22 protein-coding genes are annotated in these 20546 nt (G+C 68.3%); 15 read left to right on the top strand and 7 right to left on the bottom strand.

From position 1 onward, the window contains the following. The first annotated feature begins 42 nt into the window (after positions 1 to 42). From ACZ1DY_RS42335 to ACZ1DY_RS42295, 9 genes are all read left to right on the top strand, one after another. Positions 43 to 744 carry a glycosyltransferase family 2 protein gene (locus tag ACZ1DY_RS42335; RefSeq protein WP_257489823.1) on the top strand — a complete coding sequence of 234 codons (702 nt, stop codon included), beginning with the start codon at positions 43 to 45 and terminating at the stop codon, positions 742 to 744. A gap of 12 nt (positions 745 to 756) precedes the next feature. Then, entirely contained in the window at positions 757 to 1194 is a 438-nt protein-coding gene (locus ACZ1DY_RS42330) for a DUF2304 domain-containing protein (RefSeq protein ID WP_257483276.1), read from the top strand. A gap of 29 nt (positions 1195 to 1223) precedes the next feature. Continuing rightward, on the top strand, positions 1224 to 1739 hold the full coding sequence (locus ACZ1DY_RS42325; RefSeq protein ID WP_465485789.1) for a uridine kinase family protein: 516 nt from the start codon (positions 1224 to 1226) through the stop codon (positions 1737 to 1739). 338 nt (positions 1740 to 2077) lie between these two features. Continuing rightward, positions 2078 to 3751 carry an ABC transporter substrate-binding protein gene (locus ACZ1DY_RS42320; RefSeq protein WP_465483046.1) on the top strand — a complete coding sequence of 558 codons (1674 nt, stop codon included), beginning with the start codon at positions 2078 to 2080 and terminating at the stop codon, positions 3749 to 3751. A gap of 86 nt (positions 3752 to 3837) precedes the next feature. Further along, positions 3838 to 4839, top strand: a complete 1002-nt coding sequence (locus tag ACZ1DY_RS42315) for an ABC transporter permease (protein ID WP_126737231.1) — start codon at positions 3838 to 3840, stop codon at positions 4837 to 4839. After that, positions 4836 to 5771, top strand: a complete 936-nt coding sequence (locus ACZ1DY_RS42310) for an ABC transporter permease (RefSeq protein WP_126737230.1) — start codon at positions 4836 to 4838, stop codon at positions 5769 to 5771. Before ACZ1DY_RS42315 ends, ACZ1DY_RS42310 begins: the two co-directional genes overlap by 4 nt. A gap of 6 nt (positions 5772 to 5777) precedes the next feature. Then, positions 5778 to 6773 (top strand): ABC transporter ATP-binding protein, encoded by a 996-nt coding sequence (locus ACZ1DY_RS42305; protein WP_257483273.1) that lies wholly within the window; start codon positions 5778 to 5780, stop codon positions 6771 to 6773. Continuing rightward, entirely contained in the window at positions 6770 to 7888 is a 1119-nt protein-coding gene (locus ACZ1DY_RS42300) for an ABC transporter ATP-binding protein (RefSeq protein ID WP_257483272.1), read from the top strand. The genes ACZ1DY_RS42305 and ACZ1DY_RS42300 overlap by 4 nt, the downstream gene beginning before the upstream one ends. Before the next feature lie 268 nt (positions 7889 to 8156). Continuing rightward, positions 8157 to 8798 (top strand): SDR family oxidoreductase, encoded by a 642-nt coding sequence (locus ACZ1DY_RS42295; protein WP_192742620.1) that lies wholly within the window; start codon positions 8157 to 8159, stop codon positions 8796 to 8798. Here ACZ1DY_RS42295 and ACZ1DY_RS42290 read toward each other — a convergent pair. Continuing rightward, the gene (locus ACZ1DY_RS42290; protein ID WP_126737226.1) at positions 8791 to 9354 is read right to left on the bottom strand and encodes a CGNR zinc finger domain-containing protein; all 564 of its coding nucleotides are present in this window, start codon (positions 9352 to 9354) and stop codon (positions 8791 to 8793) included. The genes ACZ1DY_RS42295 and ACZ1DY_RS42290 overlap by 8 nt on opposite strands. Positions 9355 to 9441: 87 nt before the next feature. Between ACZ1DY_RS42290 and ACZ1DY_RS42285 the strand changes: the two genes are divergently transcribed. Together ACZ1DY_RS42285 and erm are read left to right on the top strand one after the other, a co-directional pair. After that, positions 9442 to 10140 carry an SDR family oxidoreductase gene (locus ACZ1DY_RS42285; RefSeq protein WP_465483045.1) on the top strand — a complete coding sequence of 233 codons (699 nt, stop codon included), beginning with the start codon at positions 9442 to 9444 and terminating at the stop codon, positions 10138 to 10140. Positions 10141 to 10323: 183 nt separating this feature from the next. Further along, entirely contained in the window at positions 10324 to 11058 is a 735-nt protein-coding gene (gene erm, locus ACZ1DY_RS42280) for a 23S ribosomal RNA methyltransferase Erm (RefSeq protein WP_465483044.1), read from the top strand. Here the strand turns inward: erm and ACZ1DY_RS42275 are convergent. Further along, positions 10961 to 11884, bottom strand: coding sequence for an EamA family transporter (locus tag ACZ1DY_RS42275; RefSeq protein ID WP_257483267.1), 924 nt, complete (start codon positions 11882 to 11884; stop codon positions 10961 to 10963). The genes erm and ACZ1DY_RS42275 overlap by 98 nt on opposite strands. 87 nt (positions 11885 to 11971) lie before the next feature. Here ACZ1DY_RS42275 and ACZ1DY_RS42270 point away from each other — a divergent pair, with 87 nt between their 5' ends. After that, positions 11972 to 12931 (top strand): LysR family transcriptional regulator, encoded by a 960-nt coding sequence (locus ACZ1DY_RS42270; RefSeq protein WP_192742625.1) that lies wholly within the window; start codon positions 11972 to 11974, stop codon positions 12929 to 12931. On the opposite strand, the gene ACZ1DY_RS42265 is transcribed toward ACZ1DY_RS42270, so the two are convergent. Beyond that, positions 12867 to 13472: a TetR/AcrR family transcriptional regulator gene (locus ACZ1DY_RS42265; RefSeq protein WP_465483043.1), complete on the bottom strand. Its 606-nt coding sequence runs from the start codon at positions 13470 to 13472 to the stop codon at positions 12867 to 12869. The genes ACZ1DY_RS42270 and ACZ1DY_RS42265 overlap by 65 nt on opposite strands. A 58-nt stretch (positions 13473 to 13530) precedes the next feature. Between ACZ1DY_RS42265 and ACZ1DY_RS42260 the strand changes: the two genes are divergently transcribed. Then, positions 13531 to 14157, top strand: a complete 627-nt coding sequence (locus tag ACZ1DY_RS42260; RefSeq protein ID WP_465483042.1) for a peroxiredoxin-like family protein — start codon at positions 13531 to 13533, stop codon at positions 14155 to 14157. Positions 14158 to 14385: 228 nt separating this feature from the next. Here the strand turns inward: ACZ1DY_RS42260 and leuA are convergent, their stop codons facing one another. Further along, the gene (gene leuA / locus ACZ1DY_RS42255) at positions 14386 to 16143 is read right to left on the bottom strand and encodes a 2-isopropylmalate synthase (protein ID WP_185927396.1); all 1758 of its coding nucleotides are present in this window, start codon (positions 16141 to 16143) and stop codon (positions 14386 to 14388) included. Positions 16144 to 16387: 244 nt separating this feature from the next. Here leuA and ACZ1DY_RS42250 point away from each other — a divergent pair, with 244 nt between their 5' ends. Beyond that, entirely contained in the window at positions 16388 to 16753 is a 366-nt protein-coding gene (locus ACZ1DY_RS42250) for a hypothetical protein (protein WP_257483265.1), read from the top strand. Between the two features lie 14 nt (positions 16754 to 16767). On the opposite strand, the gene ACZ1DY_RS42245 is transcribed toward ACZ1DY_RS42250, so the two are convergent. Together ACZ1DY_RS42245 and ACZ1DY_RS42240 are read right to left on the bottom strand one after the other, a co-directional pair. Then, a complete protein-coding gene (locus ACZ1DY_RS42245) occupies positions 16768 to 17367 on the bottom strand; it encodes a hypothetical protein (protein WP_257483264.1) in 600 nt (199 codons plus the stop codon). 159 nt (positions 17368 to 17526) lie between these two features. Then, on the bottom strand, positions 17527 to 18357 hold the full coding sequence (locus tag ACZ1DY_RS42240) for a helix-turn-helix transcriptional regulator (RefSeq protein WP_126737219.1): 831 nt from the start codon (positions 18355 to 18357) through the stop codon (positions 17527 to 17529). Between the two features lie 103 nt (positions 18358 to 18460). On the opposite strand from ACZ1DY_RS42240, the gene ACZ1DY_RS42235 reads away from it, so the two are divergent. After that, complete coding sequence (locus tag ACZ1DY_RS42235; RefSeq protein WP_465483041.1) at positions 18461 to 19921, top strand: MFS transporter; 1461 nt, start codon at positions 18461 to 18463, stop codon at positions 19919 to 19921. On the opposite strand, the gene ACZ1DY_RS42230 is transcribed toward ACZ1DY_RS42235, so the two are convergent. Beyond that, complete coding sequence (locus tag ACZ1DY_RS42230) at positions 19882 to 20478, bottom strand: nitroreductase family protein (protein WP_465483040.1); 597 nt, start codon at positions 20476 to 20478, stop codon at positions 19882 to 19884. The genes ACZ1DY_RS42235 and ACZ1DY_RS42230 overlap by 40 nt on opposite strands. Positions 20479 to 20546 lie beyond the last annotated feature (68 nt).

The raw sequence follows: 20546 nt of genomic DNA, 5'->3' as shown, positions 1-20546 counted from the left end.
GTGTCCAGTACGTCCGTGACCACCCGCCGCGTACTCATCGTGATGCCCGCTCTCAACGAGCAGGCCAGCGTCGGCGCCGTCATTTCCCAGGTCAAGCAGTCCCTGCCCGGCATGGACGTGCTGGTGGTCGACGACGGCTCGTCCGACGACACGGCCAAGCTCGCCCGCGCGGCGGGCGCGGAGGTGGCCCGCCTCGCGGTGAACCTCGGCGTCGGCGGGGCGATGCGCACCGGTTTCCGGTACGCGGCCGCCCGCGGCTACGACGTCGTCGTCCAGGTGGACGCGGACGGTCAGCACGATCCCGACGAGGTCGCCGCCCTGCTGGACGCGCTCGACGACGCCGACATCGCGATCGGCTCGCGGTTCGCGGGCAAGGGTTCGTACAAGGCGAGCGGCCCGCGGAAATACGCGATGGTCGCGCTCTCGGTCGTTTTCTCCCGGCTCGGGAAGACCAAGCTCACCGACGTGACCTCCGGGTTCAAGGCGATGGGCCCGCGCGCGATCAAACTGTTCGCCGCGTACTACCCGGCCGAATACCTCGGCGACACGGTCGAATCGCTGGTGATGGCGATCCGTGCCGAACTGAAGATCAAGGAAATCCCGGTGATCATGCGCGAACGGGCGGCCGGAACGCCGAGCCATTCGCCGGTGAAATCGGCCATCTACCTCGGCCGTGCCGGACTCGCCCTGCTGTTGGCGCTGGTGCGCCGCCGTCCCGCCGTCGACTCGTCGGATTCGGCGTAAAAGGAGCTGATTATGGCTGGCTGGCGCATTCTCAGCATCGTCGTCGCCTGTCTCGTGCTGTTCGTCGTCCTCGAGATGATGCGGCGGCGGAAACTGCGGGAAAAGTACGCGGGTGTCTGGCTCGTCCTCGCCGTCGGCGTGGTCGTGCTCGCCCTCGTTCCGCAGGCGGCCGACTTCATGGCGCGGATAACCGGCGTGCAAACGCCGTCGAACTTCGTATTCCTCATGGCCGGTGTGGTGCTGGCGCTGGTCGCGCTGCATCTGTCGACCGAGGTCGGGCATCTCGAAGAAGAGGTCCGGACCTCCGTCGAGGAGATCGCGCTGCTCCGCTGCGAACTCGCCGACGCCCAGCGTGACCTGGAAGAACGGGTCGCCGCGCTCGAAGCCAGGACGGCGGCCCCCGACGACGTCAAAGGGCTCCCCGAAGTGAGCCCCGCACGCGCACGCTGATCGACGCGCTTCTCGCGGCCCCGCCGAGGCTGGGCCCCGCCCGCGTGCTGGCCGTCGACGGCCCGTCCGGCTCCGGGAAGTCCACGCTGGCCGGGAAGATCGTCGCCGAACTGGCCGGCCGGGGCGTCCGGGTGGCGCTGGTGAGCACCGACGAGTTCGCCACCTGGGACGAACCCGTTTCGTGGTGGCCGCGGCTGGAAACCGGCGTCCTGGAACCGCTGCGCGCGGGCCGGGCCGGTCGATACCGGCGGGTGGACTGGTCCAGTGGTGTCCCGCTGCCGGGTGAAGAGGTCGAGATCCCGGTCCCCGAGGTGCTGGTACTGGAGGGCGTTTCCAGTGGCCGCGCGCGGATGCGGCCTTCGTTGTCCCTGCTGACCTGGCTGGACGGCGGGAGCGAGGCCGAACGTCTCGACCGTGGTGCCGAGCGTGACGGTGAGGAGTCCCGGGCGGATCTTCGGCGCTGGCAGCTGTTCGAGCGCGGGTGGTTCGCCGTCGACGGGACCAGGGCGGCGGCCGATCGTGTGGTCACCTCTCGTGAGTGGTAAGGACGGTTAGAACCGTCCTTACCACTCACGAGACGGGTCCAATGTCCTGCCGGTGTCTTGTTTTGTCCGGCACCCATTGGTCGTAGTGGTGGGCACCCATTTGAGTCAGTGACCCGGCACTCTGCGCGTTAGTGGTCCGGAATTGATTACACTCCGTCCGGAATTGCGGACACTTTGCGGTCGTATTGGCCGTCGTGTAGCGCGATCGTAACCTCGCGTGCTTAAGTGCGGGCTGAGTTCCCGCTAGTGTCGGCGGGCACACCGATCGTCCGTGGAGCTCGACTTTCCGACCGACCGGACGGTGCCTAAACACCGAAAATCTCCTCAAGGGGTGCCAGATGCAGCAACTGCGGGTGACCCGAGCACGCCGTGTGGCCCTGATCGGGCTTGCCGGCGCACTCGCGGTCTCCATTTCCGCCTGTGCCGAATCGAAGCGTGAAGAAGGCGCAGGGGGTGGCTCGGGAGGCACCATGGTCTTCGGTGCCGCCGGTAACCCGAAGACGTTCGACCCGCTCTTCAACGACGACGGTGAGACCTTCCGCATCATCCGCCAGATGATGGACACGCTGATCATGAACAAGCCGGGGACCGCGGACCTCGAGCCTGGTCTGGCGGAGAAGTGGGAAGGCAGCAACGAAGGCAAGACCTGGACCTTCACCCTGAAGAAGGGTGTGAAGTTCCACGACGGCACCCCGTTCAACGCCGAAGCGGTCTGCTTCAACTTCAACCGCATGTACAACATGAAGGGCGCCGCCGCCCAGAGCCAGATGATCTACTACGGCGACGTCTTCGAGGGCTTCGCCAAGAACGAGGGTGACGCCTCCGGCGCCCCGGTGTTCAAGGACTGCCAGGCCAAGGACGAGTCGACCGCCGTCCTGAACCTGAACAAGGCCAAGGGCGCCTTCCCGGCGGCCTTCACGCTGCCGTCGTTCTCGATGCAGAGCCCGGACGCGCTGAAGAAGTACAACGCCGACGCCGTCACCCAGAGCGGTGACTCGTTCTCCTACCCGGAGTACGCGCTGAAGCACCCGACCGGCACCGGCCCGTTCAAGTTCGAGAGCTGGGACCAGGCCAAGGGTGAGATCACGCTGGTCAAGGCCACCGACTCGCCGACCCAGACGGCCAAGCTCGACAAGCTGGTCTTCAAGGTCATCCCGGACGAGAACGCCCGCAAGCAGGCGCTCAAGGCCGGCGACATCCAGGGCTACGACTACCCGTCGCCCGCGGACTACGGCCTGCTGCGCAACGACGGCGAGCAGGTGCTCATCCGCCCGTCGTTCAACATCCTGTACCTGGGCATCAACCAGAAGAACAACCCGAAGCTGAAGGACCTCAAGGTCCGCCAGGCGCTGGCCTACGGTCTCAACCGCGACCAGTTCGTGAAGTCGAAGCTCCCCGAGGGCGCCGAGACCGCGTCGCAGTTCGTGCCGAAGGCGATCGACGGCTACAACGAGAACGTCACCAAGTACGAATACAACCTTCAGAAGGCGAAAGACCTGCTGAAGGAAGCCGGCGCCGAGGGCATGACGCTGAAGTTCTACTACCCGACCGAGGTCACCCGGCCGTACATGCCGAACCCGGCCGACATCTTCACCTCGCTGTCCGAGGACATGAAGGCCATGGGCATCAAGGTCGAGCCGATCGCCAAGCCGTGGAACGGTGGCTACAAGGACGACGTCCAGAAGGCGGGCAAGCACGACGTGCACCTGCTCGGCTGGACCGGTGACTACAACGACGCCGGTAACTTCGTCGGCACCTTCTTCGGTCGTGAGAAGCCGGAGTTCGGTTTCGAAAACGCGGAGCTGTTCTCGGCCATCTCCGCCGCGGACGCCGCGCCCGCCGGTGAGGCGCACACCAAGGCGTACCAGGAAGTGAACCAGAAGATCATGGAATACCTGCCCGCCATCCCGATCTCCTACGGCCCCCCGGCGATCGTCGTCGGCCCGAAGGTGAAGGGCCTGGTGGCCAGCCCGCTGACCGACGAGCGCTTCTACACCGTCACGGTCAACTGATCCACCACCACTGAGCCATCAGGGGGTGGGCGCTACCGCGCCCGCCCCCTGTGGCCCATTCCCGGGCTGGCAACAAAGGAACGCACGTGCTCCGTTTTCTCGTGCGTCGGCTGCTACAAGCGATACCGACGCTCTTGATCCTGTCCATTTTGATCTTCGCCTGGCTCCGGTCCCTGCCCGGCGGCCCCGCCGGCGCCCTACTGGGTGACAAGGCGACCCCGGAGAAGATCGCCGACCTGAACAAGCTTCTCGGCCTCGACGATCCGATCTTCGTCCAGTACTTCAAATTCCTCGGCCGGGCCATCACCGGCGACTTCGGCAACTCGCTGGTCTCCGCCCAGCCGGTCATGTCGGAGATCGCGAACTTCCTGCCCGCGACGATCGAGCTCGGTTTCTGCGCGATGCTCATCGCGGTGGGCCTCGGCATCCCGTTCGGTTACCTGTCCGCGCGGTTCCGCGGCGGGGCCGTCGACAACGTCATCATCGTGCTCAGCCTGGTCGGCGTCGCCGTGCCGGTCTTCTTCCTCGGCTACATGATGCAGGACCTGCTGGCCGCCCCGCTGGGACTTCCCTCGCAGGGCCGTCAGATGGCGGGTCTCGACGCCACCACCGTCACCGGGTTCGCGGTCTTCGACGGCATCATCACCCAGGAATGGGACGCCGCCTGGGACGCGCTCACCCACCTGATCCTCCCGGCGTTCGCGCTGGCCACGATCCCGCTCGCGGTCATCGTCCGGATCACCCGGGCTTCGGTGCTGGACGTGCTGAACGAGGACTTCATCCGCACGGCCAACTCGAAGGGCCTGACCCAGCCGATCGTGCGGCGCCGTCACGTGCTCCGCAACGGTCTGCTCCCGGTGGTCACCGTCATCGGCCTCCAGACCGGCGCGCTGCTCGGTGGCGCCGTGCTGACCGAGCGGGTGTTCAACTTCCGCGGCCTCGGCTTCCTGCTCGCCGAAGGCATCGAACGGCGTGACTACCCGCGTCTCCAGGCGCTGCTGCTGTTCGGCGCACTGGTCTACGTGCTGGTGAACATGCTGGTCGATATCTCGTACGGGCTCATCGACCCGAGGGTGCGTGTCCGATGAACACCTTGCTGAACAAGAAGAAGGAGCCGATCGACCGGCTCGCGGCTTCCTCGGCGAAGGGGCACAGCCTCGGTGGCGAGGCGCTGCGCCGGATGATGCGGAGCCCGGTGGCCATCACCGGCGCCGTGATCACCGGCCTGTTCCTGCTGGTCGCGATCTTCGCGCCGCTCCTGGCGCCGAAGGATCCCTACGAGCGGTATCTGCAGAGCCAGGTCATCCTCGGCCAGGGCATCATCCCGGGCGCCCAGCCCGGATTCCCGCTCGGTGTCGACGACTTCGGCCGCGACTACCTTTCGCGGCTGCTGGTCGGCGCGCAGAACACGCTGCTGGTCGGTGTGCTCGCGACGATCATCGGCGTCGTGGTCGGCATGATCATCGGCGGCCTCGCCGGCGCCTTCGGCGGCTGGGTCGACACCGTGCTGATGCGGCTCGTCGACGTCATGCTGTCCGTGCCGTCGCTGCTGCTGGCGATCTCGGTCGCCGCGCTGTTCCAGAAGCCGAGCCAGTGGACGGTGATCGTCGCGGTGTCGATGGTCAGCGTGCCGATCTTCGCGCGACTGCTGCGCGGTTCGATGCTCGCGCAGAGAAACAGCGACCACGTGCTCGCGGCGACGTCGCTCGGCGTCAAACGCGGGGCGATCGTGTTGCGGCACATGCTGCCGAACTCGCTCGGCCCGGTCATCGTGCAGGCCACGCTGACCCTGGCGACCGCGATCCTCGAGGCGGCGGCGCTGTCGTTCCTCGGTCTCGGCGACCCGGACCCGAACCGGGCGGAATGGGGAATCATGCTGAGCCGCAGCGCTCGGCAGTTCCTCGACATCCGCCCCGAGCTGGCGTACTACCCGGCCATCGCGATCATCATCGTCGCGCTCGGGTTCACGCTGCTCGGCGAGTCCCTGCGGGAAGCCCTCGATCCGAAGAACAGGCGGTGATTTCTGATGGCACTCCTCGAAGTACGTGACCTCAAGGTCGTTTTCTCCCGACGCGGCGAAAAGCCGTTCACCGCGGTGGACGAGGTCAGTTTCGACGTCGAACCCGGCCAGACGGTCGGTCTCGTCGGTGAGTCCGGTTGCGGCAAGTCCGTGACCTCGCTGGCGATCATGCGGCTGCTCGCGAAACGCGGCAACCAGGTCAGCGGTTCGGTGTCGTTCGAAGGCACGGATCTGCTTCGCCTGTCGGACAAGGAAATGCGGGACCGCCGCGGCCGTGATCTCGGCATGGTGTTCCAGGACCCGCTGTCCTCGCTGAACCCGGTCATCCCGATCGGCCTGCAGATCACCGAGGTGCTGGAGCGGCATCGCGGGATGTCGCGCAAGGCGGCGTCGGTGGAGGCGGCGGAACTGCTGGACAAGGTCGGCATTCCCGACCCGGCACGGCGGCTTTCCGAGTACCCGCACCAGCTTTCCGGCGGGATGCGGCAGCGCGCGCTGATCGCGATCGCGCTGGCGTGCCGTCCGCGGCTGCTCATCGCCGACGAGCCGACCACCGCGCTCGACGTGACGATCCAGGCGCAGATCCTCGCGCTGCTGCGGGAACTGGTGCAGGACACCGGGACCGCGCTGATCATGATCACGCACGACCTCGGTGTCGTCGCCGGTCTCTGCGACCAGGTGAACGTGCTCTACGGCGGCAAGATCGTCGAGCGGGCGGAGCGGCACGCGCTGTTCGCCGAGCCGCGGCATCCGTACACGCACGGCCTGCTCGCCTCGATCCCGCGTCTCGACGCGGGCCGCGGCGAGAAACTGATCCCCATCAAGGGATCCGTCGCCGACAACATCCCGTGGGACGGCGGCTGCGCCTTCGCGCCCCGCTGCCCGAACGCTCTCGGCGTGTGCCGGGAGGTTTCACCGCAGCTGACCCCCGACCGCAATGGGCTGCTGCGCTGCCACAACCCGGTGATCCCGGCCGTGGCCGCACAAGGAGGGGTCCGATGACGCACACGGTTCCGCCGCAGGAAGTGCTGCTGGAGGTCAACGACCTCAAGGTGCACTTCCCGATCAAACGCGGCATCGTGATCGACCGGACGATCGGGTACGTGTACGCCGTGGACGGCGTCGATCTGGCCATCCGCAAGGGTGAGACCTACGGTCTGGTCGGGGAATCCGGCTGCGGGAAGTCCACTTTGGGCAGGGCGATCCTCCGGCTGACCGAGCTGACGAACGGCAACGTCGTCTTCGACGGCACCGACGTCGCGGGCCTCAAGGGCGAGGACCTGCGCAAGGCCCGCCGCCGGATGCAGATGGTCTTCCAGGACCCGATGTCCTCTTTGGACCCCCGGCAGTCGGTGGAATCCATTCTGACCGAAGGAATGAAGGCGCACGGCCTCGCCAAGGACAAGGAGGCGACGGCCAAGCGGCTGCGCGAACTCCTTGCCGCCGTGGGCCTTCCGGAGTCCTCGCTGCGGAAGTACCCGCACGAGTTCTCGGGCGGCCAGCGTCAGCGCATCGGCATCGCGCGGGCGCTCGCGGTCGAGCCGGACCTGATCGTCGCCGACGAACCGGTGTCCGCGCTGGACGTCTCCGTGCAGGCGCAGGTGGTCAACCTCCTGGAGGACCTGCAGGAGAAGCTCGGGCTCACGTACCTGGTGATCGCGCACGACCTCGCGGTGGTGCGGCATATCTCCGACCGCATCGGCGTGATGTACCTCGGCTCGCTGGTCGAAGAGGCCGACGCCGACACGCTGTACGAGAACCCGCTGCACCCGTACACGCGGGCGCTGCTTTCGGCGATCCCCGTGCCGGACCCGACGGTGGAGGACAGCCGGGAGCAGATCCTGCTCGCCGGCGACCTGCCCTCGCCGGCGCGGCCGCCGTCCGGCTGCCGGTTCCACACGCGGTGCCCGTGGAAGCAGCAGAGCCTGTGCGACACCGACCGCCCGCAGCTGCGGGAGATCGGCACCGGGCACCGGGTCGCGTGCCACTACGCGGAGGACATCCGCGACGGGCGGATCAAACCGCACGAGGTCAAGGCGGAGCTCGTCGGTGCCGGGGAGCTGAACCCGGACGTCGGCGGGCTGCCGGACGTCGGCTCGGCGGCGGAGATCCTCTAGACCCGAACGCGCGTGAAGGCCCCCTTCCCTCGGCTCAGCCGAGGGAAGGGGGCCTTCACGCGCTATGACCGCATTTAGTCCTCTAAATGTGTGCAGTCGGCGCGACCGGACGTGTTGCGAAAGCCACTTTCGCAACGTTGAAGGTTGCGAAAGTGGCTTTCGCAACACGCGGCCCGGCGGCGAGGGCGCCGATCCCGCCGCAGTTAGCCGACTGCTTGCGGAGCGTGTGACCAGGCACGGGTCGCCGACTTCGGGCAGACTCGGTGTCATGCGGGTCACAGTGCTGGGTGCGTCGGGGCGGACGGGGATCCACGTGGTCCGGCTTCTGCGGGGTCGGGGGCATCAGGTGCGGGCGGGGCTGCGCAGCCGCCGCCGCGCGGACGAGGTCGCCGGCCTCGGCGCCGAAACCGTGGTCGCGGACGTCACCGCCGACGCGGAAGACCTCGTCGAGGCGCTCGCCGGTTCCGAGGTGGTGATCAGCGCGATCGGCGCACCCGATCCCGATCAGGCCTCGGTCGACCTCGTCGACCGCGACGGCGTGATCACCGCGATCCGTGCCGCCGAGAAGGCCGGTGTCTCCCGGTTCGTGCAGCTTTCCGCGCAGTTCGCGGATTCACCGGACCAGGGCGATCGCCTGGTGCGGTCGATCCTGATGGCGAAGCAGATCTCCGACAGCGTCCTCCAGCGCTCCAGCTTGAACTGGACGATCGTCCGGCCCGGCACACTGACCGACGACCAACCCACCGGCCACGTCAAGATCGCCGGTCATCTCGAACCGGGCCGCGTCTCCCGCGCGGACGTCGCCGCCGTCCTGGTCGCCACGCTCGAGGAACCGCTCACCGAGAACCAGGGTTTCGACGTCATCGGCGGCGAGATCCCGATCCCCACGGCGCTGGCTTCGTTCAGCTGAGCGCCTTCTTCCGCTCGCGCGCGGCCCGCAGGTTCGCGACGTTCCCGCAGGTGCGCACGTCGTGCCAGACGCCGCTGTTGTTGCGCGAGACGTCGTAGAAGGCCGAACGACAGCCGTCGAGACGGCACAGTTTCAGCCGCGGCCAGATCCCGGCCTGCTGCGCGAGCAGTGTCTCGGTCCACAGCGCCGACGCGAGCCACTGCCGTCCGGTGCCGGACGGGAACAGCCGGACGACGCCGTCCCGCAGTGTCAGATCCGCCTTGACCGGTTTGCCGAAGTCCGCGTCGCCGCCGTCCACGAGCGAAACGAACGTCTCTCGCAGGTCGCGAAGCGCGCGAAGGTCACCCGGCCCCAGCGTGATCTCGGGTACGTCGGCGTCCCGGGCCCGCGACCATTCCGCCAGCGCCTCGGCGGCCCAAGGCCGCGTCAGGTCGGCATCGCTCAGCAGGTCTAGGCCGTACGTCTTGATCGCCTTCGTGTTGAGGAAGTCCTGAACGAGCGCCAGCCCCGAGGGGGCGGTGCGTAACCGGTACCGGTCCGTCGCGGTCCATGACATAGGTCAAGCGTACTTGACTCTGTCGGCCGGCGTCGCCATGCTGACGACAGAGGCAAACCAAGAACACTTCTGTCAAAGGGGCGAGTCATGACCTCCATCGAAGGCGCCGTAGCACTGGTCACCGGCGGGCAGCGCGGACTCGGCAAGGCGTTCGTCGCCGAACTGCTCGACCGCGGCGCCGCCAAGGTCTACGCGACCGCCAGGTCGCCGCGTGCGGAGACCGACCCGCGGATCGTCCCGCTCCCGCTCGACGTCACCGATCCGGAATCCGTCCGCGCGCTGGCGGAGAAGGCGGGCGACGCCACGATCGTCTTCAACAACGCCGGCGTCCTCGGCCTCGGCTCGCTGCTCACCGAAGACGTCGACGCGCACCGCCCGGTCTTCGAGACCAACGTCTTCGGCGCGCTGCGCATCGCGCAAGCGTTTGCGCCGCAGCTCAAGAACGGCGGAGCGCTGGTCAACGTGCACTCGATCCTGTCGTGGGCGGCCGGCTCGGGCTCCTACGGTGCGTCGAAGGCGGCTTTCTGGTCGCTCACCAATTCGCTCCGCATCGAGTTCGCCGAACAGGGCACCCACGTCGTCGGCGTCCACCTCGGCTACACCGACACCGACATGACCCAGGGCCTCGACATCCCCAAGAACGACCCGCGCGACGTCGCCCGCCAGGTCGTCGACGGCCTCGAAAAGGGCGAGACCGAGGTGCTCACCGACGACCTCACCCGCCACGTCAAGGCCGCGCTGTCCGGCCCGGTCGAGCACCTCGGCACGAGCCGGATCGGCGCGTAGAAAACGGTTGGCGTGACGCAGGCGGCCCGAGGTAGTTTCGCCGCCATGTGTGCTTCCGCGTTCACCAGGACCCGCCGCGCCTAGCGGCGGATCCCCGGCGTCAAGCAAGGAACCGCCGCCCGAGCGAGCCATCGCCGGGCAGGCCCAGTGCTGCCCGGCTCACCTCGAAGCCGCGGAGATCCCTTGCGCACACAGCGTCCTGGCCGTCACGAACTCGGCCAGAACTTCCTCATCGACCGGAACACCATCGAAACCGTCGTGAAGCTCGTCGGTGGCACGGACGGGCCGATCATCGAATTCGGCACGGGCGACGGCGCGTTGACCCTCCCGCTGGAACGGCTCGGCAGGCCACTGACCGGCATCGAGATCGACGACCGCCGCGCCGCCCGGCTGGCGGGCCGCGTCCGGCCGTCCACGGAGATCGTCACCGCGGACTACCTGCGGTTCCCCCTGCCACGGACACCACACGTACTGGTCGGCAATCTGCCGTTCCATCTCACCACCGCGACGCTGCGTCACGTCCTCGCCGCTCCCGGCTGGACGGACGCCGTCCTGCTCATGCAGTGGGAGGTGGCGCGCCGCCGGGCCGGGGTCGGCGGCGCGACCATGATGACCGCGCAGTGGTGGCCATGGTTCGACTTCCGGCTGGCGGGCCGGGTGCCCGCCGCGGCGTTCCGCCCGAGGCCCGGCGTCGACGGCGGTCTGCTCACCATGACCCGCCGCGAGCGGTCACTCGTCGACGACACGGATCGTGAGCGCTACCAGGACTTCGTGCGGCGGGTGTTCACCCGTCCTGGCAAGGAGGTCGAGCCCAAACGTCTCACCGCACACCAGTGGGCTGAGGCGTTTCGGCTTCGGCGAGGAAGTCCGGCTCGCGCACGCGGCGTTTCGTCGAACCGAACAGGACGCCGCCGATGACCACGGCCGCCGCGATGATCTCCACCAGCGAGGGGCGTTCGTCGAGGACCAGGAACGCCATCGACAGTCCGACCACCGGCACCAGCAGGGAGAACGGCGCGACCACGCCCGCCGGGTTGCGGCGCATCAGCGACGTCCAGATCCCGGAGCCGACGATCGTGCCGAACAGCACGACGTAGGCGAGGCCGCCGAGGCCGATCAGCCCGGTGGTGGTGCCGAGCGTGCTCAGTGAGTGCCCGATCTCGGCGGGTCCCTCCATGACCAGCGACAGCGCGAACATCGGCAGCGGCGGCACCACGGACATCCAGAGGACGAAGTTCAACGGGTTGTCCGGGGCCGCCTGCCGGGTGCTCAGGTTGCCGAACGCCCAGCTCAGCGCGCCGAGCAGGGTCAGGATCACCGGCAGCAGGGCGGCGTTCCCGGCCTGCTGCCAGGCGATCGTCGCCATCCCGGCGACGGCGAGCAGGATGCCGGTGAGCTGCCGTCCGGACACGCGTTCGCGGAGGAAGACGGCGCCGAGCAGGACGGTGAACGGCGCCGACGCCTGCAGCACCAGCGACGCGAGCCCGGTCGGCATGCCGGTGTCCATCGCGATGAAGAGGAACACGAACTGCCCGGTGCCGAAGCCCAGCCCGTAGCCGAGCAAGTGGCGGATCTTCACCTTCGGCCACGGCACGAACAGGATCGTCGGGATGGCGATGACCGCGAAACGCAGGCCGCCGGCGAAGACGGGCGGGAACTGGCCGAGGGTGGCGTGGATGGCAAGGAAGTTGCAGCCCCAGAGGACGGCGACGAACAGGGCGAGCAGGCGATCGCGGGCGGGCATGTCTTCACTCTTACGTGGCGCGACCCTTTAGGACCAGCGAGAATATTTGCAGCGATCGTTCAGTTCGGCTTCACATATGCTGGCGGTATGGACATCGGCCGGTTGCGGACCCTGCGGGAATTCGCCGATCGCGGCAGTGTGACGGCGGCCGCGAAGGCGTTGCACTGCACGCCGTCCGCGGTTTCCCAGCAGTTGCGCGCCCTGCAGAGTGACGTCGGTCTCGCGCTGACCGAACCGGCGGGCCGAGGCCTGCGGCTGACCGACGCCGGCCGCGCGCTGGTCGCCCGCGCGGACGACGTGCTCGCCGCGCTGGAACGCGCGGAGTCCGAATTGGACACTTATCGCAGCGCCCCGCGTGGCAGCGTCCGGGTGGCGATCTTCCAGTCCGCCGGGCTGATGCTGCTGCCCGGGCTGCTGCACCGGACGGCGGAGTTCGACGGGCTGGACGTCATCGTGCGCGACGTCGACATGACCCCGCCGGAGGTCCCCGGACTCGTCGCGGACTACGACATCGTGGTGGCGCACCGGGACGAACACGCGCCGTCGCTCGGCTCGGACCGGCTGGAGACGCGGCATCTGCTGCGTGAACCACTCGACGTCGCGCTCCCCGCCGGGCACCGGCTGGCCAAGCGGCGCCGCATCGAGCTGGCCGAACTGGCCGACGAACGCTGGATCAGCGTCAACGCCGGTTTCCCGGTCGACGACATCCTCCAGTCGCTGATCATCCGCACCGGCGTACGCCCGCAGGTCGTCCAGCGCATCAACGATTTCCGTATCACTGAACGGCTCGTCGCCGCCGGGCACGGGATCGCACTGCTGCCCCGGTACACAATGGACACTCGACGCGGCAGCGGCCTCGTCGGCCGCCCGCTCGCCGGTATCAAGGCGGCGCGGCACGTGGAAGCGGTCTACCGGCTCGGAGCGGCTTCCCGGCCGGCGGTGGCGAAGGTGCTCGACGCGCTCGCCGAGGAGGTCGGCGCGCTCACGGGCGAGCGTGACTCTTCAGGTGGTCCAGCGCGATCTCGAGCGCGTCGGCGATCGGCGTGACGTCGTGGCGAAGGTGGGCCATCAGCAGACCGCCCTGGACGCAGCTCATCGCCGCTTGCGCGAGCCTGGCCGGATCGGCGTCCGCGGCGAGTTTTCCCTGTCCCCGCAACGATTCCAACCCGCGCTGGAGATGTGACTCCCATTCGCGGTAGGCCTTGTCCAGCAGCGGCGCGATCTTGGGGTTGTCGCCGAGTTCGCCCGCGAGGTTGCCCAGCGGACAGGCGATCGGACCCTTGGGGGTGGTCTGGATGGCCAGGATCTCGCTCGCCCACTGGTCAAAATCGGCCCAGTCGTGCAGCTGGAAGATCGTCGGCTGGTTGCCGAGGATGTTTTCGAGGAAGCGGGCGATGACCGCTTCGACGAGCTGATCCTTGTTCTTGAAGTAGTGGTACATCTGCGATTTCCCCGCGCCGCTCGCCGCGAGCACCTTGTCCACGCTCGTCCCGGCGACGCCGTTGACGTACATCAGCTCGGCCGCCGCGTCGACGATCGCGTCCCTCGTCATCCGCCCCTGCGGGGTCTTCGCCGGTTGACCACTCATGTACCGGATAGTACAGTCGGCTTCACTGTACCGATCAGTACAACCAAAGGAGCCGACCATGGGGGATCTCAACACCGACCTCGCCGAGCTGCGGGAATCCGTCGCGAGCCACGTCCCGGCCGAGGTCGCCGAGGTGCTCAAGGCCGACCGGGCGGCGTTCGTGGGGGTGGTCGCCGAGGCGGCCGCGAAGCCGGGAACGCCGATGCCGGACCTCGCGCTGCCGGACGCCGGAGGCGAGCGGGTCCGGGTCGCGGACGGGCCCGCGGTCGTGGTGTTCTATCGCGGCGCTTGGTGTCCGTACTGCAACCTCGCCTTGCGCACGTATCAGCAGGAATTGCTGCCGGAGCTGGAGAACCTGGGCGTGAAGCTGGTCGCGGTCAGCCCGCAGCTTCCGGACGGCTCACTGTCCACAAAGGATCTTGAGTTCGCCGTACTGTCCGATGTGGACAACGAGCTCGGCCGCGCGCTCGGCATCACGTTCCGGCTGGCCCCGGAGACGAAGCCGGCTTTCGACACGCTCATCGGTGACGTCGGGAAGATCAACGGGGCGGCGGAATGGGAGCTGCCCTATCCGACCGTCCTGGTCGTGGACGGCGAGGGGGTCATCCGGTACATCGACGTGCACCCGGACTACACCACGCGCACCGATCCGGCCGACGTCCTGGCCGCCGTGAAGGCCCTGTAGCCGCCACCTTCCGCAGCCTTTAGACGTAACTCACGTGATCGCGCGCGTAACTCGCGTGATCGAAGGCGTAACTCGCGTGATCGAAGGCGTTCCGGCTCCAAACACGCGAGTTACGCCTGCAGACACGCGAGTTACGGCTTCGATCACGCGAGTTACGCCCCGGCGCGCGTGAAGGCCCCCTTCCCTCGACTCAGCCGAGGGAAGGGGGCCTTCACGCGCGAAGCGAAACTACCGGTGAGCCCGGTTCACCGCCGAGACGACGGCCCGCAGCGAAGCGGTCACGATCGACGGGTCGATCCCGATGCCCCAGTACACCCGGTCGGAGATCGCGCACTCGATGTACGACGCGGCCCGCGCGTCGTCGCCCGGCGAGAGCGTGTGCTCGCTGTAGTCCAGCAGCCGCAGGTCGAACCCGACGGTCGACAGCGCGTCGAAGAACGCCGCGATGGGGCCGTTCCCGCGGCCGGTGACCTCGTGCTCGTCACCCTCGACCCGCACGGTAGCGGTGATGTCGTACTCGCCGTCCCCGTTGTCCCGGACGTGCTGGCGCACCAGCTCCAGCGGCGTCTTCAGCTCCAGGTACTCGGCCGAGAAGGCGTTCCACATCGTGGTCGGGTCGACCTCGCCGCCCTCGGTGTCGGTGTGCCGCTGGACGACCTTCGAGAACTCGATCTGCAGGCGCCGCGGCAGGTCGAGCTGGTGCTCGGCCTTCATGATGTAGGCGACGCCGCCCTTGCCGGACTGCGAGTTCACCCGGATCACGGCCTCGTAGTTGCGGCCGATGTCCTTCGGGTCGATCGGCAGGTACGGGACCTCCCACGGGTGCTCGTCGACCGGCGTCCCCACCTTGTCGGCGGCGGCCTTCAGCGCGTCGAGGCCCTTGTTGATCGCGTCCTGGTGGCTGCCGGAGAACGCGGTGAACACCAGGTCACCGGCCCACGGGCTGCGTTCGTGCACCGGCAGCTGGTTGCAGTATTCGACGGTCCGCTTGATCTCGTCCATGTCGGAGAAGTCGATCTGCGGGTCGACGCCCTGGCTGTACAGGTTCATGCCCAGCGCGACCAGGTCGACGTTGCCGGTGCGCTCGCCGTTGCCGAACAGGCAGCCTTCGATCCGGTCCGCGCCCGCCTGGAAGCCCAGCTCGGCGGCGGCGATCCCGGTGCCGCGGTCGTTGTGCGGGTGCAGCGACAGGATCACCGAATCGCGGCGTTCCAGGTTGCGGTGCATCCACTCGATCGAGTCGGCGTAGACGTTCGGGGACGCCATCTCGACGGTCGCGGGCAGGTTCAGGATCACCGGCTTCTCCGGCGTCGGCTGCCAGATGTCGGTGATGGTGTTGCAGACCTCGAGCGCGTACGACAGCTCGGTGCCGGTGTAGGACTCCGGCGAGTACTGGAACCGGAAGTCGGTGTCCGGCTGCTTCGCGGCGTAGTCGACGACCAGCTCGGCGGCCTGCGAAGCGATCTTCGTGATGCCGATGCGCTCCTCGCGGAACACGACACGGCGCTGCAGGATCGAGGTCGAGTTGTAGATGTGGACGATCGCGCGCGGCGCGCCTTCGAGTGCCTTGAAGGTGCGCTCGATCAGCTCCGGGCGGCACTGGGTCAGCACCTGGATGCTGACGTCGTCCGGGATGGCGCCCTCGTCGATGATCTCGCGGACGAAGTCGAAGTCGGTCTGCGACGCCGCCGGGAAGCCGACCTCGATCTCCTTGTAGCCCATGCGGACCAGCAGGTCGAAGAACTTGCGCTTGCGCGCGGGCGACATCGGGTCGATCAGGGCCTGGTTGCCGTCACGCAGGTCGACGGCGCACCACAGCGGCGCGGTGTCGATGCGCTTGTCCGGCCAGGTGCGGTCGGGCAGCGAGATGTCCTCGACCAGGTCGTACCAGGGGCGATAGCGGTGTACGGGCATCGAAGTGCCGCGCTGGGTGTTCCACGAAGCCTGCTCGGAAGGGGCAGGACGGGTGGGCTTGCGGATGCTCATGAGGGGAGGGTTCTCCTGAAGAATCGGGTGCGACGACCGGCACCACGAAGCCCCGCGACGGGGAGCCGGTCCGATCAGGCCCCGTCGCGGCAGCGAAGCAGGAGAGCTCGAGCCACGACGTCACCTTAACCGCGCGATCTCCCGAAAGGAAACCCGGGCCGCGATCGAACCGTGACTCAAGTGGCGCCCATTCGGGTTACTCGCGGGTAGCAATCGGACCAGGCGGCGTGCCACACTGCCCGGCATGGGCGAGCACGCTGAAGAGAAGGAAACCGCTGATCAGCCGACCAGACGCAAGGTCGACTGGCGAGCGGGCGGCGGTCGCGCGGCCGGGATACTGGCGAGCGTGGTCCGCTGGGCCGGCTTGATCTTCGCGGCCATCCTCGTGTTGCACGTCGTCTTCGTGATCGGCGAGGCGAACCCGGACAACGGCATCGTGTCGTTCGTCCGCGGCTGGGCCGACGGGCTCCTGCTCGGCTTCAAGGACCTCTTCATGCCCGAGGACGCCAAGCTCCGCGTGCTGATCAACTACGGCATCGCGGCGATCTTCTGGATGGTCGTCACCGGGATCCTGGCCAAGATCATCCGTCGGGTCGGCGGCGCGAACTAGCCGCGTTTCGTCCTCTAAATGCGGTCGGGGGAAAGCCGTTCGTAGGCCTCGACGGCGGCTTTCGGGTCGTCCGCCTGGAACTTCACGACGCGGACGGTCTCGGTCGCGCCGAGCGGCCGGGTCACCGTGATCGGCTCGCGCAGTTCGGCGATCAGGTTGGTCTCGTAGAAGTTGTCGTGACTGAGCCAGGTTCCGTCGCGGAACTTCTGAGCCTTGAGCGGGTCGTGGCTCTCCTTCACATGCCGCAGCGCGACGACGTTCTCCCGAGGGATCCGCACGTCGTAGAAGGAGCTGTACCGCACCCGCACCTCGCGCGACGAGATCACGTGCGGCCGGACGACGGTGCCGGCGTAGACCCCGAACACCAGCAGCGCCGAGTACACGCCGAGGGCGAGCAGCAGGAGATCGACGACGAGGCCGAAGTCGATCAGCCAGAAGAGACCCGCTTCGACGGCGCTCACCACCGCGAGCACGATGAAGATCGACTTGCCGTTCGCGCCGTACGGCACCGCGACGGCGTCCCCGTCGACTCCGTCCTTCCGGCGCCTGAGATACAGCCAGAGTCCGGCCATCGTGCGGGATTCGTTGCGGAGAACGCTGCGAACTGCCCCCATGACCCCAGGTTAGCGACCGAATTGGGCGGGTTGCGAATGCGGCGGTCGTGAGTGGCGATTCGGGTTAGAACCCGAATCGCCACTCACGACCAACCCGGCCCAGCGCCGTACCGGCACTTTCCCTGCCGAAGTCTGTGAAGGCCACCTTCGCCCCACCGCTCAATAGCGAAGGATCTTCAGCGCGTCGGCGGACCCCGGGTCCTTCGGCGTGTAGATCTCCAGCCGGTGGTCGGGGCTGTCGGGCTGCAGCCACACCTGGTAGTCGACGCTCACCGCACCGACCGTCGGATGCCGCAGATGCATGGCGCCGACGGTGCAGTCGGCGACGTCGCCGGTCGCCCACAGGGTCGCGAATTCGTCGCTGCGCATCGAAAGTTCGCCGATGAGCGCGGCGAGGCGGGCGTCGGTGGGGTACCGGCCCGCGGTCAGCCGCAGATAGGCGACGTGGATCGGCGCGAGTTCGGCGCGGTTCCGGTGAAGATCGCGGGTCAGCGGGTCGAGGAAGAACATGCGCGGCAGCGACGGCCGCCGTTCGGGATCCTTCGGCGCGTCGAAATCGAGGTGCTCGGCCATGAGCGTGTGCCCGGCGTGGTTCCACGCGAGCACGTCGCCGCGACGGCCGAAGACGAGTGCGGGCACGGCTTCGCCGAGGTTCTCCAGCAGCGCGAGGACCCGAGGGTGCGGGTCTTCCGGGCCCGGATCGGACATCTTCGGGAGCGAGGTCTGCCGGGCGAGGTTGTGCAGATGGCCGGTCTCGACGTCGTCGAGCCGGAGCGCGCGGGCGAGCGCGTCGAGCACCTGTCGTGAAGCGGTCTCGGCCAGTCCTTGTTCCAGCCGCGTGTAGTACCCGGCGCTCACTCCGGCGAGCTGGGCGAGTTCCTCGCGGCGCAGGCCGGGCACGCGGCGCGAGGTGCCGTAGGTGCGCAGGCCGATTTCGGCGGGGGTCACCCGATCACGACGGCTCTTCAGGTACCCGCCCAGGCTTTCCATGACTCCGAGCCTAAGTACTTCGCCCGCCTCGTGGGTGTACCCGCGAGGTGTACCCACAGCGAGGGGATGGCTGCTCTGCCGAAGCCGGTACAGCGTCGAAGGCATGACACGACAGCACTCCCGGGCCTGGTTCGGCCTGCTGGTGATCCTCTGCCCGGTGTTCCTGGTCTCCATGGACGGATCGATCCTGTTCCTGGCGATGCCCGCGATCAGCCGGGCACTGACCCCCACGGCCGATCAGGCGTTGTGGATCCTCGACGTCTACGGCTTCGCGGTCGGCTCGCTGCTGATCGCGTTCGGCAACATCGGCGACCGGTACGGACGGCTGAAGCTGCTGATGATCGGCGCCGCCGTGTTCGGCGCCGGCTCGGCGGGCGCGGCGTTCGCCCCGAGCCCGGAACTGCTCATCGCGTTCCGTGCCCTGATGGGGCTGGCGGGAGCGACCCTCCTGCCGTCCGCGCTCGCGGTGCTGAGCGAGCTCTTCCCCGACGCGCGACGCCGGGCGCGGGCCATCGGGATCTTCGCGGCCGCGTTCGCCGCCGGTTTCGCGATCGGCCCGGTCGTCGGCGGTGTCCTGTTGGAACGGTTCCCGTGGGGGTCGGTCTTCCTGGTCAACCTGCCGGTGATCGCGGTGTTCCTGGCGCTCGCGCCGGTCCTGCTGCGGGAGGTCCGTGCCGCCGGGAAGGGGCGCGTCGACGCGCTGAGCGTCGTGCTCTCCGCGGCCGGCCTGCTGCTCGCGATCTACGGGATCAAGCACGCGGCCGCCGAAGGCCTGTCCGTCACCGCGGTCTCCGCCGCGATCGCCGGTGCCGGGCTGCTGGTGTGGTTCGCCCGGCGTCAGCGTGGTCTGGAGTACCCGCTGATCGAGTTCTCCCTGTTCCGTGACCGCGTCTTCACGATCGCGATCGTCACCGGGTTGCTGCCCTTGGCGGCGTGGTCGGCCTCCGCGTACCTGTCGGGGATCCTCCTGCAGTCCGTGCTCGGCCTGCCGGTCCTGCACGCGGCGTTGCTGGCGCTGCCGGGCGCGGCCGTGCTCACGATCATGTGCGTCGTCACGCCCGCGCTGGTCGACCGGATCGGCGCCCGCGCGGCGCTGATCGTCTGCCATTTCTCCATCGCCGCCGGGCTGGCGCTGCTGCTCATGACCGGGGTCGCGGGCGGGGTGGGCTGGTACGTCGCGTCGACGGTGGTCGCCGGTGCCGGCTACGGCATCTCGTTCAGCGTGGTGGCGGACACGGCCGTCGGCGCGGTGCCCGCCGAGCGAGCTGGAGCGGCGGGCGCGATCGCCGAGACGAGCAACGAGATCGGCAACGCGCTGGGGATCGCGCTCATGGGCTCGCTCGCCGCGCTGGTGTTCCGCCTGGCCGGACCGGACCTCGCGCCCACCCTCGGCGAAACCCTCGATATCGCGCCCGCGGCCGCTCTTGACGCGAAGACGGCCTTCGTCGCGGGACTTCACACCGCCGTCGCGGTGCTCGGCCTGCTGCACGTCGGGCTCGGGATCCTCGCCCTTCGCCGGCTCCCTCAGTCGGCGAAAGCGCTTGAGCCCCAGGTGTCGGCGTAGGCGAATTCAGCCAGCGGGACTCGTTCACGCGGCGCCTTCTCGCGCTCGATGCGCCAGTCCTCTTCGAGCACGGAGGGGTCCGCGGGGTGACCGACCGCGATGGCGACCTTCGGGACGACGTCGTCGGGGAGGCCGAAGAAGTCCTTCGCCGCTTCGGCCGAGAAGCCCGCCATCTGGTGCGCGATCAGGCCGAGGTCGACGGCCTGGAGCACGAGGTTCTCGCTCGCCAGCCCGAGCCCGTACTCGGCGTACGGGACGTCACCCTTCTCGTTCGTGGTCACCATCACGCCGATCAGCAGCAGCCCGGCGCGATGGGCCCACGCGCGGTTGCCCGAGTTGAGCGTCGAGAGGATGCGGTCGAACGACGGCGTGCCCCGCAGGCCGACCAGGTAACGGGCGGGCTGGGTGTTGCCGAACGACGGCGCCCAGCGGGCCGCTTCGAGCAGCGCGCGGAGCTGGTCTTCGGTGACGATCGCTGACTCGTCGTAGGCGCGCGGGCTCCAGCGGTGGGCCAGGATCGACGCGATCGGGGTACTCGTGTCGGCGGGTTTCTTCACGACGGGACGATAACAAGGGGTGCTCTCCGTCACTAAAGTGAAAGCCCTCCGACTATTTCGTTGGTGTT

The sequence above is a fragment of the Amycolatopsis sp. PSD-21 genome (assembly GCF_055561455.1).
This window is presented reverse-complemented; position numbering and strand designations above follow the sequence as displayed.